At 45.5% G+C, this 17,813-nt stretch carries 14 protein-coding genes; 4 read left to right on the top strand and 10 right to left on the bottom strand.

The annotated features are described in order from the left end of the window. The 8 genes from GX089_00825 to GX089_00790 all read right to left on the bottom strand — a co-directional run. The coding region (locus GX089_00825; GenBank protein NLP01014.1) for a transposase at positions 1-283 on the bottom strand (283 nt) is incomplete at its 3' end. Between the two features lie 157 nt (positions 284-440). Then, on the bottom strand, positions 441-698 hold the full coding sequence (locus GX089_00820; protein NLP01013.1) for a hypothetical protein: 258 nt from the start codon (positions 696-698) through the stop codon (positions 441-443). Next, on the bottom strand, positions 695-1,528 hold the full coding sequence (locus tag GX089_00815; protein ID NLP01012.1) for a diaminopimelate epimerase: 834 nt from the start codon (positions 1,526-1,528) through the stop codon (positions 695-697). The genes GX089_00820 and GX089_00815 overlap by 4 nt, the downstream gene beginning before the upstream one ends. Positions 1,529-1,549: 21 nt before the next feature. Further along, positions 1,550-2,044 carry a hypothetical protein gene (locus GX089_00810; protein ID NLP01011.1) on the bottom strand — a complete coding sequence of 165 codons (495 nt, stop codon included), beginning with the start codon at positions 2,042-2,044 and terminating at the stop codon, positions 1,550-1,552. Next, positions 2,041-4,947: a DEAD/DEAH box helicase family protein gene (locus GX089_00805; GenBank protein ID NLP01010.1), complete on the bottom strand. Its 2,907-nt coding sequence runs from the start codon at positions 4,945-4,947 to the stop codon at positions 2,041-2,043. Before GX089_00805 ends, GX089_00810 begins: the two co-directional genes overlap by 4 nt. A gap of 80 nt (positions 4,948-5,027) precedes the next feature. Next, entirely contained in the window at positions 5,028-6,647 is a 1,620-nt protein-coding gene (locus GX089_00800) for a glycosyltransferase (protein ID NLP01009.1), read from the bottom strand. Further along, the gene (locus GX089_00795) at positions 6,648-7,373 is read right to left on the bottom strand and encodes a polyprenol monophosphomannose synthase (GenBank protein NLP01008.1); all 726 of its coding nucleotides are present in this window, start codon (positions 7,371-7,373) and stop codon (positions 6,648-6,650) included. 83 nt (positions 7,374-7,456) lie between these two features. Next, positions 7,457-8,248 carry a hypothetical protein gene (locus GX089_00790; protein ID NLP01007.1) on the bottom strand — a complete coding sequence of 264 codons (792 nt, stop codon included), beginning with the start codon at positions 8,246-8,248 and terminating at the stop codon, positions 7,457-7,459. Between the two features lie 639 nt (positions 8,249-8,887). Between GX089_00790 and GX089_00785 the strand changes: the two genes are divergently transcribed. The 4 genes from GX089_00785 to GX089_00770 all read left to right on the top strand — a co-directional run bounded on the left by GX089_00785 (position 8,888) and on the right by GX089_00770 (position 15,059). Then, on the top strand, positions 8,888-10,597 hold the full coding sequence (locus GX089_00785) for a family 43 glycosylhydrolase (GenBank protein ID NLP01006.1): 1,710 nt from the start codon (positions 8,888-8,890) through the stop codon (positions 10,595-10,597). Between the two features lie 33 nt (positions 10,598-10,630). Next, positions 10,631-11,467 (top strand): TIGR02147 family protein, encoded by an 837-nt coding sequence (locus tag GX089_00780; protein NLP01005.1) that lies wholly within the window; start codon positions 10,631-10,633, stop codon positions 11,465-11,467. Next, entirely contained in the window at positions 11,464-13,041 is a 1,578-nt protein-coding gene (locus GX089_00775) for a DUF2341 domain-containing protein (GenBank protein NLP01004.1), read from the top strand. The genes GX089_00780 and GX089_00775 overlap by 4 nt, the downstream gene beginning before the upstream one ends. A gap of 200 nt (positions 13,042-13,241) precedes the next feature. Beyond that, positions 13,242-15,059 (top strand): hypothetical protein, encoded by a 1,818-nt coding sequence (locus tag GX089_00770; GenBank protein ID NLP01003.1) that lies wholly within the window; start codon positions 13,242-13,244, stop codon positions 15,057-15,059. Positions 15,060-15,117: 58 nt separating this feature from the next. Here GX089_00770 and GX089_00765 read toward each other — a convergent pair whose 3' ends face one another. After that, positions 15,118-16,773, bottom strand: a complete 1,656-nt coding sequence (locus GX089_00765) for a DUF2341 domain-containing protein (protein NLP01002.1) — start codon at positions 16,771-16,773, stop codon at positions 15,118-15,120. After that, complete coding sequence (locus GX089_00760; GenBank protein ID NLP01001.1) at positions 16,770-17,594, bottom strand: TIGR02147 family protein; 825 nt, start codon at positions 17,592-17,594, stop codon at positions 16,770-16,772. The genes GX089_00765 and GX089_00760 overlap by 4 nt, the downstream gene beginning before the upstream one ends. Positions 17,595-17,813: the final 219 nt, after the last annotated feature.

Below are 17,813 nucleotides of genomic sequence, written 5' to 3'. Positions count from 1 at the left end.
CTCTCCTTTTGTATTTCCTGTTGTATCTGCCAGCATAACCGCTGTTCAAGGGGCGCATCAGCTTGTGCAAGGGCAGATGGCTGGTTCTGATAAGAAAGTGGTAATGGTTGTCCATCAGGACCCATGCATAACACTGGTATTCGCATTTTTTCAACCCTTTCGCAAAACGGGAAAGGAAATCGAGCCTGTCGTCATCATCGATAAAGAGTTCTTTTCCCTCAACAGAGTGCGCCATTATGTGGAAAAGGGAACCAGGCGATTCTATACGTGCCATTCGAGGCATATTTTCCTCCGGCAAAAGGGTGAGATGGATGTAAGGTGGAGGTAAGGAGATGCAAATCCTGGGCCGAAGAAAAATCACAAATGAAAAAGATGGTCCGTCCCTAGTGAGTAAGAAAAGAAGAAAAAAACAGTCCGTCCCCTGAGAAGAGGAAAAATCATCAGCGGTCAGCCATTCTGTACCTGAAATACAAAAACAGATCAATGGAAACCATAAGCAGGTTGAGGATGTAAAAAGAGATAACCCAGTCCAGGGAATATAGACACTTGTGGATAACTCCGCAGACGTAACCCGCTATGACAATGGACATGAAAAGAGGACTTTTACCCTTGACGGTGTGGGTTCGAAGTGCCTTGCCTATAGAGATCGGCCAACTGATACCAAAGCAGACCAGCATCGCCAGTTCGAAAAAACTCATAAATTCAATTCAATGTGCCCTTCGAAAACTTTAGTCGCTGGTCCAGTCATAAACACTGGGTCAATGTCGCTGCCGCTCCAACTGATATGGAGTTTTCCGCCCGGAAGATGCACTGTGATATCATTACCGTGCAGCTTGCTTAAAATGCCGGAGACGACACTGGCACATGCACCTGTGCCGCAAGCTTGAGTTTCACCGCATCCCCTTTCCCAGACCCTCATGGCTATTTCCTTGTCCGACAGAACTTTAATGAACTCTACGTTGGTCTTTTTCGGAAACAATGGGTGACACTCTATCTTAGGGCCATATCCTAAAACCAACTCATCAGTGAGCTCTTCTGTGTAGATCACAACGTGGGGGTTGCCCATGGATACTGCGTTGAAAATAAATGACTTATCATCTATTACTAACTCTTTGCGGATAGCCCTGCCAGTCAGACCGGCCACAGGAATACTGGATGCTTCCAGAACCGGCCTGCCCATATTGACCCTGATATGGTCCTCATCGATAAATTCGGTTCTGATTATACCGGCTGGAGTTTCTATTGCAAGTTGAGGTATGTCGTTTAAATTCAATAATTTAACGTACAAAGAAAAGCAGCGTATTCCGTTTCCGCACATTTCTGCCTCACTGCCATCACTGTTTATAATGCGCATCTTGAGGTCGGCTTTCTGCGAAGGGAGCACAAAAATTATCCCATCCGCACCGATTCCCCATCTCCTGTCGCAGAGCTTAACTGCTTGTCTTGCAACAGATTGCACTGTTCCGGCAGATACCTCATGTGTAAGGATGAAATCGTTCCCGAGTCCTTGCATCTTTAAGAAATTCATATAGTTACATTTCCGTTTAAGCTACCAGCTCTGCATGGAGCTTTCAAGCAGGCGCTGAATAACATTTTTGATAGCTAATGACCGTCCGGCTAACTCGGTTTCAGTCTTGAAATTATAAATACCCTCGCCATTAATAGTGCCTTTGAAAATTGGCACATTTTCCTTGTTGTCGAAAAATTCAATTTCAGCGGTTATCTTCACTGCATACTGGTCTACATCTGCGTTTCTGGTTCCTGAAACACCATAGGTATAAGGCGAGTTTTCGTAACCGGTTATCTTTCCGGTAATTGTAGCATCGCCCTTTTCCGAGGAGATTTTGAAAAGGTTCCTTCTTATAACTTCCTTGTTAAGTTCACTTGTAATCTCATCAGCAATATTAGGTTCCAGAGAATGGTTTTCCATCAATGGGATATCTACTGTTTTTATATGTGATGGCAGGGAAGTGTTTTTAAATGAATAGATTCCGCACCCGGCAAAAAGAACAGAGAAAAGGGTGGTAATGATCAGTCTTTTCATGCATCCTCCAGAGGAACATAGCGAATACCGGAATCCGGTTCAGGCGTATCGGAAGCAAAAAACCTTTTTATCTGTGAAATCATCTGGGGAATACCTTCGAAGTCTTTGAAGTCACAATCGATAGACCGGATAAACTGTTTTCCATAGCCCTTTGTGAGGATACGGTTATCGAGAACAATCAAGGCTCCGCGGTCATCGATTGTACGGATAAGTCTGCCTGCTCCCTGGCGAAACTTGATCACCGCTTCGGGAACAGAGTAGGAGAAAAAGGATTCACCTTTTATCCGCTCTATCCTGCTTGTTATAGCCTGAGTGAGAGGATGAGTGGGAACAGGAAATGGAAGGCGGACGATGACCACGATTTCGCAAGCCTCCCCGGGGACATCTATACCCTCCCAGAAACTGTCGGTGCCTAGAAGAATTCTTCGCTGATTCTGTTTGAACTGTTCAAGGATATTCTGCCTTGTTCCGCTGATCCCCTGAGCGAGGAGCTTCCCGCTTTCAACCTGCCGTTTCGCTCTCAAGAGATCATAAACAGTACTGAGCATCGTGTTGGATGTAAACAGCACCAGGATATTCTTCTGAAATTCCGAATGCAGTTTCACTATTACATCAGCAGTATATTCACAGAACTGAGGGCTGTCGGGTTCCGGGCTGTTTCGTAATGCACCGGCTATTGCCTGACCGGGACTGAAAGGGCTTTGAAAAATGCCGGTTGATGTACGACCGGAATGGGGGATAAGGCCGGCGGAGTTCTTGAAGTATTCCACGGATTTGGAAATCGACATCGTTGCTGACGTAAACACGATTGCTCCGTTGCAGTTGCTCCAGACATCTGAAAGCATTCCTCCGATATCAAGGGGAACACCGCAGAGCTTTACCCAACCCTTTTCCCTGTTACCCTCAACCCAGAAGACATGATCCTCAGTTCTGGCAGAGATCAGATACTGGAAATCGGCTTTCAGTTGCGAGGCTCTATCAGAGCATGACTGCAGGTCAGATTCCAACTGATCAAATCGCTTTGCCTCGGGATGGGCGATTATTGCCTGTTTCAATGAATGAAGCTTGTCGAACAGTTCATTGAGGACGGTCTCAAAGACAAATGGTTCTGTCAGGCACTCGAATGCGTTTTCAGTATATGCAGCCTGGTAATCTCTGGTTAGGTCTTTTTGCTGAGAATAGACCCATCCCTCGATCTCCATCAGCAGACCTTGTGACCTCTTCCGGAAATGCTTTAATAGAGATCTGATCTCTTTTCCGTTTTCGTAAATACTTTTTTCCTCTTTAAGGTCACCGATTTTAAGAACGAGATTGTTGACCATGTCGATAAACAGATTTAGCCTGTTGGTATCGAGCTCCACCCGTAGATGTCGATGGCCGCAGGATTCCAGGTGATGTGCCTCATCGAAAATTATGGAGCCGTTTTTTCCCAGAAAGGAGTTTTCGCTGCAGATATCTGAAAAGAAAAGGGAATGGTTGATAATTACTATGTGCGACCCCAGTGCTTTCTGCCTTGCCTGATGAAAAAAGCAGGATTGAAAGAATTCGCAGTGACGGCCGCAGCACTCATGGCTCTCGGCAGAGATAAGATTCCATATCTTATTGAACCACTTGGGGTTAAACTGATTTTGTTCCTCGATATCACCTGTGGCAGTGTTTTCTACCCATGGTATAAGCGGCAGGACTGCGAAGCGTTCTCTGGGAGAGAGGTTTCCTGCATCACCTGTAAGGAGTTTTTTCCATCTGTGGAGGCAGATGTAATTGTTCCTGCCTTTAAGTACTGTAAACTTTAGTTTTCCGCCGGTAATGCTTTTGACCAGGGGAAGGTCTTTGGTGAAAAGCTGGTCCTGAAGATTGCGTGTTCTGGTGGAGACAATTACCCTGCAGTTGTTTGCAAGTGCCCAGAAAGCTGATGGGATCAGGTAGGCAAGTGATTTACCGGTCCCGGTCCCTGCTTCCGCGATAAGAAATGACTGAGTGTTAAGGGCATCTGTGACCTGGAGTGCCATCTCCTTCTGGCTTGATCTGGGAGTAAAAGGCTGGAATGTTTTCTGAAGATCGCCACCGGAAGAGAAAATCTGCCCTACATTTTCTCTTTCTATGGAGACATATTCTTCAGGCTCAGTTATTCTGGCGACAGAGATGGGTGGACGGTTGTTTTCTAGTCTTACAAGAGGTTTGCAACTTCCCAGAGATTTGATCAGCAGACTCTTAAAGAATGATCCTGGTGCGCATGCTGCCATAGTCTGACGAATATTGAGAGGCAGTGATGATATTCTGGGGACCAGATTTACGGCTACTTCACCTGATGCTCTGGCGTCGTACAGTGCTCTGTGGGCATTGTCAAGCTGTACGTTCAGTGATTCGCTGACTGCTTTAAGTGAGAACCTCTGCAGAGGTTGAAGAAGTATTCTGGAGAGCAGTGCTGTGTCAAGAAGCTGCACATTCAGAGACGGGCGGTTTATTCTTTTCAGTTCCTCGCTTATGAATGTGGCGTCAAATTCGATCTGATGCCCGCAGAGAGGGTGGTTGCCTATAAACTCGAGCAGTTTATCTACGATTTCCGGAAACGAGGGTGCGTTTTTGATATCAGCCTCGGAGATACCGGTCAGATCAGTTATCTGTGATGGGATAGCCACCCCGGCATTAATAAATGTGGAAAACTCCTCCTCAGGCCTGCCATTTACAAATTTAATGCAGCCGATTTCTATAATGCGGTCGTGTTTGAAATCCAGACCAGTGGTCTCCACATCCAGTGCGACGAAATCGGGAACGATAAGGGGTGGCCTTTTTACAGGTTTTCCAGGACCTTTTGCTCTCTTCTCAGGGCGTGACCGGGCACGAGCTTCAGCCAGAAGCTCTTTTCTGGTATTCTCAGGCAACAAATCAAACAATCTTGGCATTATAAACCCGCTATATTACGCACATGAAAGGAATAAATGCACTTGGAATATAACTTATCTTTTCAGGCATATTGGATAAATTAAACTGAGAAGGTATTCAGTTTTATTTCAGAGTGCAGAATGTCGTTCTGTTGTTCAAAGACCTCATGAGGAACCCAGCGGATTGTGAGATTTTTAAATTTTTTCCTGGAGAGTATTTCGATAACGCTGGAGTACCAGGGCAAGTCTGTTGCAATCAGGAGAGTGTCTGCTTTAGAGGCTTTTATCGCATTGGGTAAGTTTGAAATTGAGCCGAGAACCTGATATCCTTCGTATTCACCAGGCCAGGTACCATTTTCGGTCCAGAGAATTCCCTTTATTTTTCCGCTTTTCATCTCTTCAACCTGCCTGATAAGCAGGGAGGCAACCGGGCCGTTTCCCACGATCAGGATTTGATCGGGAGAAAAAACCAGTTGCTTGAATTTTATTACTTTGGGGATTATCTCTCTCCAACTGACAAGCAGGATAGTAGTTGCGAGTGAGACGATCCCAAAGGCGATTCTGGAGAAGGCAACAGATTGGATGAAATAAACACTGGCGAAGAAAGTCAGAGAAGCGAGAAGCCCCGAGAGCAGAGCGTTTGATATCGAGTATTTACTTTTTGAGTAGATACCATTGTAAGCAAAAAGGAAAAGGAAGCTGATTGAGAGTAGCAGGTGTACAATAAATGCATGATAAGGGTGACTGGAGTAGAAAAGCAGAGTATCGGAAAAGCGCAGAGAGATTCCGGCAATAAGAGTGAGATTGATTATGGCGAGATCGATCAGAACGGGAGTAAAAAAACTCAACAGAGTTGCTCCGATATTCAGAGTAGCCTGAAAGAGTATGCCGAAAACTATCAGCCATTCCGGAAAATAACCGCCACGTTTATGACGGTACTTTCGTGTAAATATCAGCATTGCCTCGTAGAAGGCAAATCTCGATCGAATAATATTTATGGCCGAACTTTTTCCCTTGTGATGAATGATCTGTGTCTCGGGGTTGTACCATACCGAGTAACCGCTTTCTCTCATTCGCCAGCAAAGATCCAGGTCTTCACCATACATGAAAAACTGTTCATCAAAACCGCCGATCGAAACGAATTGCGCTCGTCGGATAAACATGAAAGATCCTGATACAGCATCTACTTTTGTTGTCTGATCCTGATCGAGAAAGGTAAGATTGTATTTCCCGAAACGGGGACTTTTCGGAAAGAGTTTGCTCAGGCCGGAAAATCGGTAAAAAGCATTCTGAGGGGTAGGGAAACTTCTTCGGCAGCCAGGCTGAAGCGAACCATCAGGGTTGAGAATTTTCGGACCCATTATGCCTGCATCGGGATTTGAATTCATAAATTCCACAGCTACAGACAGAGTGTTCTCTGCTATTACCGTATCAGGGTTGATCAGAAGCAGGAACTCACCTCTGGCATTCTTTGCCCCGATATTGCATGCTTTACCAAATCCGATATTATTCTTGAGCTGTACCCATTTAACCTCGCTGAACTCGGAAGTAATAAGCTCAAAAGATCCATCATTGGAAGCATTGTCAACGACAATGATTTCGGTACGGTCAGAGAGAGAAGCGTTTTTGATGGAACGTATCATCTCCTTGAGGCATTCAGGAACCTTGTAATTGACTACTATGACCGAAATCAGGGTGTTGTCAGACGTATTTTGAGGCAATCAGTAATCCTTCTTGAATAAAGAAACCAGACGCAATTTCCAGAGCAGAACCAGAGCTTCTCTTACTATCCTGGTACTCATTTTGGATACCCCGCGTTTACGGTCATAGAAAATAATGGGTATTTCTGTGATACGGAAGCCTTTTTTCCAGGCAAAATAGTTGATTTCAATCTGGAAGGAGTAGCCGGATGAGGAAATCTTGTCCAGATTAAGTGACTCAATCACACTCCTTCGGAAACATTTGAACCCACCGGTACTGTCCCTGACAGGAATCCCGGTGATGATTCTGGCAAGTTGATTGGAGTAATAACTTAACAGCAGTCTGGTCATTGGCCAGTTCACTACATTAACACCGGATTTATATCTGGAACCTATCACCAGATCATTTTCCTGAATCGCCGTTAAGAAATCGGGCAGGTATTTGGGATCATGGGAAAAATCTGCATCCATCTCAAAGAATAATTGATAACTATGTTCGAGAGCCCATTTAAAACCACTGATATATGCTTTACCCAGCCCCTCTTTTTTCGGTCTTTCGAGAAGATTGACTCCCTTTATAGATCCTGCAATCTCCTTTACACACTGTCCGGTTCCATCAGGCGAATTATCATCCACAACCAGAATATCGGCCTCTGGAAAAACCTTTCTTATTTCGGGTATCAACAGAACGATATTTTCCCGTTCGTTATAAGTAGGGATTATAATTAATGCTTCGCCGGGTTTCATTAATATTAAAATACTACCAGGGCCGAGATTAAGGGCATTGGAAGAAAATAACTACAGATGCCTGGTGTATGCAAAATCGGGTTTTATTTCTCTTTGTATTCAAGGACCGCTTTTTCAGTCCAGTTGATTCTGGCTTTGTTGATTTTCGCTACCGGTGTCTGAAACTCCATCGAAGCTTTAATAATGAAGCCATTGGTAACATCGATAACTGCATTTCCGCTTCCTGAACCGGCAACAGGTACATATCTGGTAATTCTGGTGCTGTCGAATTTCTCTGATGAGGAATATTTAAACTGCCAGCTAATCTCCACAGAGTCCTTCTTTGAGGAGATTTTCTCTACTTTGAAAAGACGATAGATTTCACATTGAATCTTTCCATAGGGAGACTGCAGGGGTAGAGAGACATTGCGATCCCATGTGTAGCCTTTTTTGACGGGCTGCTGAGGCATATCCGGAATAAGGCGGGCAAGCTGCATGTAGATGTTCCATTCAGGAGCACCGTCTGAGAGGTCGATATTGTTTTCAACTACCGGTGAACCATCGATCAGGTTGAGAGCATAGTTTGCCGAGGAGACTTTTTCTGTCAGACTGGAGATTACTGATGAATCGTAAAGGTCGGAGTTTACGTTAAAGTTGGCTATTCTTGTCAGGATTTTATCTTTTTCCACTGAGAGTTCTCCGGTGATATCGCAGGTGATAGCGGTTTTCTTCGATGTTGCCGGTCCAACTCCGGAAAAAAGGCATTCTGATTTGTAATCAAGAGCATAGGTCCAGTTTTGTTTTGCCGCATAATTAAGTTTGAGCAGGACTGTTTTTTTTGCAGCGGTTGTGATGGATGCAGTGATAAGGATCGAGAGGAGAATATGAGTCTTCATAAAAACCCCTGTTGAGGCAAAAGTGCGTTGATGTTTAACAGCCGGGTCAGATTGATCTTGCTTTTAATAGTAATATATATATACCCGCCTGACAATATCTTTCTTCTTTCACATGTCGAATCTCAACCGTTAGCTTTATGAATCAGAGATTAAAAAAATGCTGAGGATATTTGTGGGCAGTTGGGATAACCAGTTTTCGCATCACCAGGATTAAATTTTTTGTATTAAAAAATATTTGTAAAGGTGTTATTGTGATGGTAAGCGTTCAATCTGTAATGGATGTCAATATTTGTCATTCTGATTTTCTGGTGTTTGTAAATATGGCTGCCCATCCATCCAATTATTATGTAAGTCTTTTTTTCAAATACAGCAAATCTTCTGAACCGGCATTAAAATCTTCCTGGAATGTTTTTGTCTCTCGAAGTCACGATTTGTCTTGCCTGTTGAGTAAAATAGCGGGAAAATCAAACATATAAGATAGTAAAAGCGTTAGAATAGGCCGTTATTTCCACGGGTGTTGAGTAATTGCTCAACATTATTTATCTCGATACCATATTTTTGCTCAAATCTGAGAGTAAATTATGAAATACGGGGTATCGAGTCGGTTGAGTGTACAAATCACTACTATGGAGAAAAAAAATGAGGAATCCTAAGTGCTTTCCGGGCAGGACTGTAACAGTTTTTTACATGATAATGGCAATAGCGCTGATACCGTTGCCAATTAAAGCCGATAATCAGCTTATCCCCGGAAATGAGGGGACTTCTGATCCTGCTCCGATGGTTGAAGGGAATAAAGTATACCTGTATTGTACCGTGGATGCAATCGGAAACGGGGATCTCTCAATTTATGATATCACTTGTTACTCCACAGAAGACCTTTATCACTGGAAATATGAGGGCGTTGTGCTCACCGAGAAGGATATCCCCTGGGCAGCAAAAATCGGGAATCTGTGGGCACCTCATTGCATAAAGCTTGGCGGGAAGTTTCATCTATACTTTCCGGCAAATGATGGGAGGACTTTCCGTATTGGTCATGCCGTTGCAGATTCCCCAACCGGGCCTTTTGTTCCTGATCGCAACTACATGGCAGGGTGCGGGTCAGATGCCATAGATCCTTTTGTTCTCCTTGACACCGCAGATGGCGGGACGGGAAAAGCGTATATCGGCTGGGATATTGTTGGGAGAACGCCCAACCAGGTTTATCTGAAAGAATTGAATTCGACATACAGTGATGCCATAGGAAATTCCTACGATATTACCCAGGGTTTAGGATCATCCACAAGGTACAAAGAGGGAATATGGATCATAAAGCAGAACAACTTGTGGTATTGTATTCTGGCTGACTGGACAGGAGCAGTTGAATCGATCACCTACTCTACTTCAACAAGTCTCTTTGGCCCATATACGAAACGGGGCACAATTTTAAATGAGAACACAAACAGCGCAACAATACATGCGGGGGTGGTCCACTTTCTTGGGAAATGGGTGATATTCTATCATACGGGTGGTAATGAATTCGGAGGGACAATCAATACAGGGACAAAGAGGGTCACGGGAGCGGAATATTTTGACTTTAATAAGTCAGGTAATCCATGGACCATTCCACAGCTTAAAAAAACTTACAGGGGTGTAGGGGTTCCTTTCAGTTATGATACAATTCAGATAGACCGTCATTCACCGTCCGGAATAAGCGGTGCGCGGGTAAGTGTTGTTGGTGGAGGTGAACCTAGGGGATGGATGGTGTCAAATATCAGCAATGATGGTTATATAAGGTATAATGAAGTCGATTTCTCCACTACAGACAAGAGTTCGGGTAATATTATGGCCAGGGTAGCCTCGGTGAGCTCCGGGGGAGCGATCGAGGTGCGTGCAGGCAGCCGTACAGGAACACTGCTGGGTACAGTCCAGGTCCCCTCAACGGGTGGATTGACAAAATGGCAGACAGTCACTGCGCCGGTCACCCAGGAAGGGTTGAGGGTAGATGGAATAAACGATCTTTTCTGTGTTTTCAAGACAACCGCTCCCAATCAGTACAATGTCAACTGGATAAGCATAGGAAAGCAGCAGTCTACAGGTGCATCGCAGAGAGCATGGAAAACAGTCAAGACCTCCTTTGAACTGGTCAGGTCAGATATCGGTGGAGCATTGCAGGTGAGAATCCCGGGAACCGGTGAACCATACAGACTTGCCGTTTTTAACATGAACGGACAGAGGGTGATAAATCCGGTCAGTGTGGCCGGAGGGAATGTTTTTACATTATCATCGGGGAAAGGAAACATTTCCTCCGGTAAGTATGTTCTGTTGATAAAAGGAAAATCGGGCAGTTTTCAGGTGCCGTTTGTTTACTGATCACGATTATCCGGGTAAACTACAGTAATCGATATGCAGCATGTCTTTACATACATAGACTACCGTGACTTCCTTCACGACTATTACAACGAACGGAAGCGGGAGATGCCGTGGTTTTCACTTCGTGTTTTCGGCAACAAACTGGGCCTCAACGCAGCTTACCTTTTCAGAATCATGCAGAAACAGGAACATCTTTCTCTGAAAAAGGTTCCCTCTATTGCTGCCTACTTCTCTTTCCAGCCCGTGGAAATAGAATACTTTGAGGCGCTTGTAGGATTTGCCAGGGCGAAGACCGACTCGGAAGCATCGATATATTTCGAGAAAATAATGCAGCTTAAGGGTGGAGTAAAATCCACCTGTCTCGATTCGCTTCAGTACGAGTACTATAAAAAATGGTACTACTCAGCAGTTCTGGCGGTAATCGGTTTTTTCCCTGTAAAGAACAATTACAAGCAGTTAAGCAAGGCCGTTTTTCCTCAGATCAGTACTGAAGAGGCAAAGGAAGCGGTGGAGCTTCTGGAGAAGCTGAAGCTTATAAGTCGCAATGAAGATGGCTTTTTTGAAAGAACCCATCTTCACATATCCACAGGCTCGCAGTTCAAGTCTCTTGCGGTCCGTAAGTTCCAGGCAGAGATGATTCGCCTTTCGGAGGAGGCGATCGAGCGTTTTCCTAAAGAGATCAGAGATATTTCTTCACTGACTCTTACGATGAAAAGTGATACACTTGATGATATAAGGGAGATACTCAAACAGTGTCGTCAGGCCATCATTTCCAGAGTTGCCGAGGATGAAGAGACTGACTGCGCCTATCAGGTCAACATGCAGGTTTTCCCGGTATCTGATGTGCAGAAAAGGCAGGAGAAGACATGAGAATACTGATCACTTTAACAGCCTTGCTCCTCCTCTCCTGCTCAGGCATCAATAATCTGGCTGGCGCAGGGGGATCATCTGAGACTCAGAATGGATTCACTGTTCTGGCCCTTCTGCCCGATGGCAAACCTGCCAGAGAAGCCCTTGTGAGAGTGCGTCCTGCTGATTATTTCGCCCGCACTGGTGGAGTGATTGAGGATGTCTATTCTGTTATCGACACTGCTACCGACAGCTCCGGGTATTTGACAATAGACAGCCTGGAGAACGGTGAATACTATGTGGAAATAAATGACACCCAGTCCTGTGCCGGATTGTTCAGTTTTACTGCAGGTGCAGACAGCGGATCCGGGACTGACACTATCACTCTTAATCCTTATGCACGTGTAAGCGGAAAGATAGAGCCGTCGGATCAGTACCTCAGATATGTGCAGGTTGAGGGGATGGAGAGGATAGTGACTGTTTTGCAGGACGGGTCGTATCATTTCGATGACCTGCCGGAAGGCATCTATACATTCCGGATAATTTCCGAAGACCCTCAGGAACTGCCTCTGCTTATTGACAGTGTTAAAGCCGAAAGCGGTGAGATAAATGTTGTCGGCTACCGCTTCTCAAGAGCGATCATACTGAATACAACCGCTGAAGGCAGTGATGTGGCTGAGGATGTAATTTCGTTCCCGGTGTTGATCCGGCTGGGGGGTGAATTACCGGTTCCGGAAGACAGTGCTGTCTGTTTTACAAAAGGTGATGGAACCCCGCTTGCACATCAGGTAGAGTCCTGGGATCAGGCGGGCGGCACAGCTGTTGTCTGGGTTAAAGTTGACACAGTAAAAGGGAATGATACTACCCTTTTGTACATGCACTATGGATCCGGTTCTTCCTCTTACAGGTCTGGGGTTGCTGAGGTTTTTGATGCGGATCAGTTCGCAGGTGTCTGGCACCTGAGCGAGGTATCCGGAAATGGACAGGATCAATATAAAGATGCAACATCTCACGGCCGGAACGGGAGCGGATTAAACATGGCAACGGGCAGATTATCAGCAGGTATAATCGGATCTTGCCAGGAATTCAACGGTGTCGACGGGTTCATACAGATACCGGGTCTCCTCGATCAACCCGCATCACTGACTATCAGCGCCTGGATCAACAGTGCCGACAGTGTGGGGGAGATCATATCCATAGGTGATAATGCCGGTATCCGGTTTTCAAGCGACAGCAACTGGGTTGATTTTTACAGTTACTATTCCTATGGTGATGCAACAAGCTGGCTTCCGATCAGTGCCAGGGTTGAGACGCCTGAATCGCAGTGGCATTTTGTGGCTATAGTGATCGATTCTGATGCAGGTCAGGTCTTTCTCTACATCGATGGTGTGTTGAAGAGTCAGGCTGAAATGCTGGATGCGTTGGTTTACAATAAAGTCGGTTCAGATACATACATCGGACAGGCATTCAGGGAATCCTGCAATTTCGAGGGGCTTATAGATGAGGTGCGTGTGTGCAGCCGTGCAAGGGATGGGGCATGGCTGAAGTTATGCTTTGAGAATCAGCGCTTAGACCAGAGGCTTGTAAACTACTGATATACATGTAAATCGGAAAAGTACTTGATGGTTTGGTTTTACTGGGCAGAAATGCCGGGCAGGGGGGGATTTTGTCTAAAAAATGAAGGGGATGCATCCGGAGCACAAAAATGCGGATGTTACACTGTAGAGATACAGGCAAAATAAATGAGTGTTATTAAATCAGTTAAACTCAGTGCATGTAACAGAGGGAGGCAGTGATGAAGAAGTTGAGAGATATTCTGTTGTGTACAGGGATGGTATTTTTGATCAGTCAGGGGGAAGGTTATGCTGCGGAGGGTGACCCCTACATCTGGCCGGCCTACAGCCCGACAATCAACTATAACTTTAAGGATGAGAACCCGAATTTCCCCATGCCTACCAAGGATCGTGATGATTGCTCAGGAGTTGCGGGAACGCAGTCATCGGGATGGTGGACTTTCAAGTGGGGATCAAGAAAGAATTCTCTGGTGACAGAGGCAGCAATCACTCCAATGCTGAAGCGGTTGAATGAGGAGTTTGCATATTTCAGGGATGTGATGGGATGGCCACCGGACAGGCGTGTTCAGGAGGGGTATAGAAGTGCTGTTTACCTTTATGGTTCGGGCCTGTGCACAGATAACGCCTCTAATACGGAAAAGGGTGGATGGCAGAGTTCTGTTGGAGGTTACCCCATCATTCTGGCATCCTATTATCCGGTTTACTGCTTTGATCCATCATGCAATTACAATGATAAGGAATTTCAGACAGGAGGAATGGTTCACGAGGGTATTCATTGTATTCTGGCCAGTCTTCCAGGGGCAAGACAGGCGGCCTGGTTTCATGAGGGAGGAAATACCTGGCTTCAGCAGCAGGCTACAGCCCAGCAGACCAATAATTACAGTTCCATGGGTTTTCTTAACGGAGCAGCATTGATTGCTCCTTTCATGCCGATTGAGTGCTACAGCGGATGGCTTCAGGATGGGAGCTTTGGGGGCCCCTCGGCTGAGGGAGTCAACATGTTTGAGGGAAGCCAGCAGATCTGTACATGGCGTAAATTTCTCGGCGGAACGCAGTATGGCAATATCTTCCCGACCTTTCTTGGAGAATGGCTTGGGCTGGGGAGTATTCCCTGGATCTGGAAAAACTGCACAGGTCGGATACTGGAAGGGATGGCCAAACAGCTGGGAGAGGAGCAGGTCCGCCGTCTGATAATGGAGTACAGGGCAAGAACAGCCTTGCTTGACATAAAAAAATGGTCCAATGAATGCAAGAGACTCTTAAATTCCAATATTGGCCAGAATATCGGGGCGGAATGGGAGCCTTACTGGATCAACTGTGAAACCTGGAAGATGACACCTTATGCAAAGACCACAAACGATGGAAACGGTCTGCTCACGCCTGAACAGCGCACCACTCCGGGATGGTCCGGGGCAAACCAGATCCCGCTGAAAGTATCGGGAAACATGGTAAGTGTCGATTTCCAGCCGATCGGAGCGAATATGTCTTGTCAATTATGTTACCGTGCCACTGACGGGACACCGGTCTACAGTGTCCCTGTAACGAGTGGAACATGCAGTATCCGTCTGGACAAGGCTCCGGCAAACAATGTGGTGATAGCGGTTATCTGCAACACCGATTATGTTTACAAAGGAGATGATACACGCAAGGCACATTATGATTACAGGCTTAAGCTTGGTACAGGGGTAACCGGCACAGCGGATATATACACCAAATGGTACGATGTAGATCTGGCAGTTAAAAATGTTGAACAGACAGTTGTTACGAAAAAGAAAGAAACCCCGGAACTGAAATTGTCTTTCAGGAACTATCAGGATCTGGTCGTAGGGTACAAAGTCAGCAGTCCGACACCGGTAACTGTCAAAGTCTACAACCCTTCCGGAGAACTGATTACAGTCCTTGACAAGGGATTCAAACAGGCGGGGTATCATGAGGACAAGTACAGCATTGACCGGTTTGCAGCTTCAACCGGGACTTACATCGTCAGAGTTTTGACAAACAGACACTCGATGGTGGAGTCTATATCGCTTGTGAGGTAATTCCGATAGTCCGGAGGACAGATACGATTCTGCCCTCCGCTTTTCCTGAATAATTAGATTATTTGTTCCTGAATCTCACAATTTTACTGCCCGGCTGCTGGCTGAGATAACAGAGTCTAATCCACTCTGCTGAGCGGGCCTTGTTCTCGATCCGTACCTCGTCCATTACGCCCTTAAAGAATTCACTGATTTCGCCCTTGTAGAGTCTCCCGCCGAAAAGAAGCGGATTGTCAGTATTGGAGTGTGGATTCATACTGATATTGCTGGTGGAATCTACTATTTCTCCGTTTATATAGAGACGTATCCTGTTTCCATCATAGGTGCTTGCAAGGTATGTCCAGGTATCAAGAGTGACTGGGTAGGGATTGGAATTGTCACAATCCTGGTAAATTCCATGCCATGTAAAGGTGTCAACAAAGTGCTCGGAACGGAAACCATTGAAGACTGTGTCATACCACAGGGTGTAGGATGTTTCTTTAATGATTAATCTCCAGTTGCTCCATGGACTCTTCTCCGCTTTAATCCAGCAGCTCAGAGTGTAATTCTCTTCCAGATTAAGCACGCCGGCATTCACTGTGTCGGTGATGCCGTTAAACCAAAGGCCTCTTCCGATAACAGCCTCTACGGAATTATTACTTGTCATGCTGAGTCCCGCAGTACCATGGTATCTGTTTCCAGTCCGGTTCTTCAGGGAACCGGTACCGGATGAGGGATTCTCATTGAGGTGCCATACACCTGCGAAACCGTTTGCAGTATCGAAAACTGCAGCTCCATTTGACCGGTTTTCTTCTGTTCCACCCCATTTCATCACTATGAAATAATCGGTGCTGTTGTCTGAGATAGTATCAAGTTTCACCCATATAACGGCATCTTCGGTCAGGTTATCCCACTGTTCGATCTCAAAGGGCAAAGCTGTTCCGTCTGCTTTGGTAAAGAGAATGTCGTCTCCTTCCGGATCTGCTTCTTCGAAATTAAACGATGATGAATTCAGTCTGATAAGCACAGGGAAGCCGGTAATTGCGGAACCGGACAGCGAGGCAGAAGCCGTATTGAGGTATATATATTCCCAATAAACGGAACTGCCTGAAATCCTGACTGTGACAGTGTCATCAGAGGCGGTTTTTACATTTTTAAGCTCTTTTTCAGTACCTGACGTGCTTCCACCACTTATAACCACATCCAGAAAGCCTTCCGGAAGATCATTAATTATGAACGACCCATTGGTATCAACCTCTGCCAGCCGCTCAAGCCCCTTTACCTGAACGAAAAACCGGTTACTTTCGGTAGAATCGGTATCGATCTGCCCTCTTAAAACAGCGTAAGGACGCAGCGAATCGGATCCCAGATCAAGGGTGTCTTTGTTGTTACCGATAGTGAAACTAAACAGAACGGCTCCGGATCGGGTCGCGGTATCGTTAACTTCGATATAGTATTCTCCGGGATCGATACCGGTGATAAGAAAACTGCCCGTTGAATCGGTGATCAATTCTTTACGGTCGATAGTTTTCTTTGCAAGCATAGACGGCTGGCTGACATAATCTGATTTCCGCAGGCGGACCGCACTGCCGGCAGCAGGTTTCCCATCAGGATTCAGCACACAGGCATAGACACCGTTGGTTGTTTCAGAACCGCCCTTGCTTCCTGCAATATCTCCGATTGAACAGGCAAAAAAGAGTGCCGGAAGAGAAGAGAGGATCAGCCAAAGATGTTTCACGAGTCACCCCCGAGAGGATTTGTTACAGGGATGACCTGAATATTTATCTGAAACACAGTGTCTGGCTCATTGTCATTTTCAAGTGAAAGGATAGATTGTCTTAGCTGGCGGATACGTTCACGAATCTCAGGCAGGTCTTTCCTGGAAAGGGCTACAGTGACAGTTGAAATGTCACGGAGTTCTTTTGGATGCAGATCAAGAGACTGTGCAGATAGAGTGATGGTCTCCTTCTGGAAATTCTGTATTGCAATGGATTGCCATCGCTCGCCGCTGGTGACAAAAGCATCAGTCGGCCTGTAAACGCCGTCCTCATCGCGTCTGACCAATCCTATTTTGGTTAACAGTTGTATCGATTCCCTTGCTTGTTTAGCGGTAATGGAAGGAGTCATTATTGAAGCAAGTTCCCTGTAACTGCCACGGAATTCATAAATAGAAAGAAGCGCATGGATAGCGCTGTGATACCATTTCTGGTAAAATGCATACTGCCACTCCTCCAAAGGCCTGCATCCAGGTTCCCTGAGAGTCATCAGCTTCTCAAAATATAGCTTAATGTCAGAAGTTGTTTTAGCTTTATTGTAACTTACAAGGACATCGAAGTAGCGTGCTTCCTGCTCCGAAAACTTGAAAAATGCGCAAACCGGTGCGATGGATCTTTTTGCCAGGTGATGCTTCCCCTGAATAACCTTCAGAAGAAACCCCGGATCAAGATTCATGTGGTTGCCTAGAAACCTGAAAGAAATATAAGGATTATCCCGCTTTTTTTCCTCGTAATAATCCCGCAGGAATTTCTGATAGTCGAAATATTCAAAAATTCGCTTCATATTATATATAATATACCTGATTTCCGGGTTTAAACAGGTTCCTGCCTGTAAAAATGTTGAACAGATGTTCAACGGGCATTTTAATTAAGTAGCAATAATTGCTGTTTCAGATCACATAATGCCTGAAACTGATTTTTTGGGTGATTTATTCAACACTGGTCGAAGACTTCTGCCTAATAAGAAAAAGCGAGGCACCCCGTTAATTGACGAGGCACCCCG

Source organism: Fibrobacter sp., assembly GCA_012523595.1.
Lineage (GTDB): Bacteria > Fibrobacterota > Chitinivibrionia > Chitinivibrionales > Chitinispirillaceae > JAAYIG01.
Note: the sequence above shows the minus strand (reverse complement) of the source record. Positions and strands in the feature narration are given on the sequence as shown.

Coding starts and splice junctions, on each gene's coding strand:
- GX089_00780 (NLP01005.1), top strand. CDS start 10,631: ATGCAGCATGTCTTTACATACATAGACTACCGTGACTTCCTTCACGAC.
- GX089_00815 (NLP01012.1), bottom strand. CDS start 1,528: ATGAATTTCTTAAAGATGCAAGGACTCGGGAACGATTTCATCCTTACA.
- GX089_00795 (NLP01008.1), bottom strand. CDS start 7,373: ATGAAACCCGGCGAAGCATTAATTATAATCCCTACTTATAACGAACGG.
- GX089_00810 (NLP01011.1), bottom strand. CDS start 2,044: ATGAAAAGACTGATCATTACCACCCTTTTCTCTGTTCTTTTTGCCGGG.
- GX089_00805 (NLP01010.1), bottom strand. CDS start 4,947: ATGCCAAGATTGTTTGATTTGTTGCCTGAGAATACCAGAAAAGAGCTT.
- GX089_00820 (NLP01013.1), bottom strand. CDS start 698: ATGAGTTTTTTCGAACTGGCGATGCTGGTCTGCTTTGGTATCAGTTGG.
- GX089_00760 (NLP01001.1), bottom strand. CDS start 17,594: ATGAAGCGAATTTTTGAATATTTCGACTATCAGAAATTCCTGCGGGAT.
- GX089_00770 (NLP01003.1), top strand. CDS start 13,242: ATGAAGAAGTTGAGAGATATTCTGTTGTGTACAGGGATGGTATTTTTG.
- GX089_00790 (NLP01007.1), bottom strand. CDS start 8,248: ATGAAGACTCATATTCTCCTCTCGATCCTTATCACTGCATCCATCACA.
- GX089_00775 (NLP01004.1), top strand. CDS start 11,464: ATGAGAATACTGATCACTTTAACAGCCTTGCTCCTCCTCTCCTGCTCA.
- GX089_00785 (NLP01006.1), top strand. CDS start 8,888: ATGAGGAATCCTAAGTGCTTTCCGGGCAGGACTGTAACAGTTTTTTAC.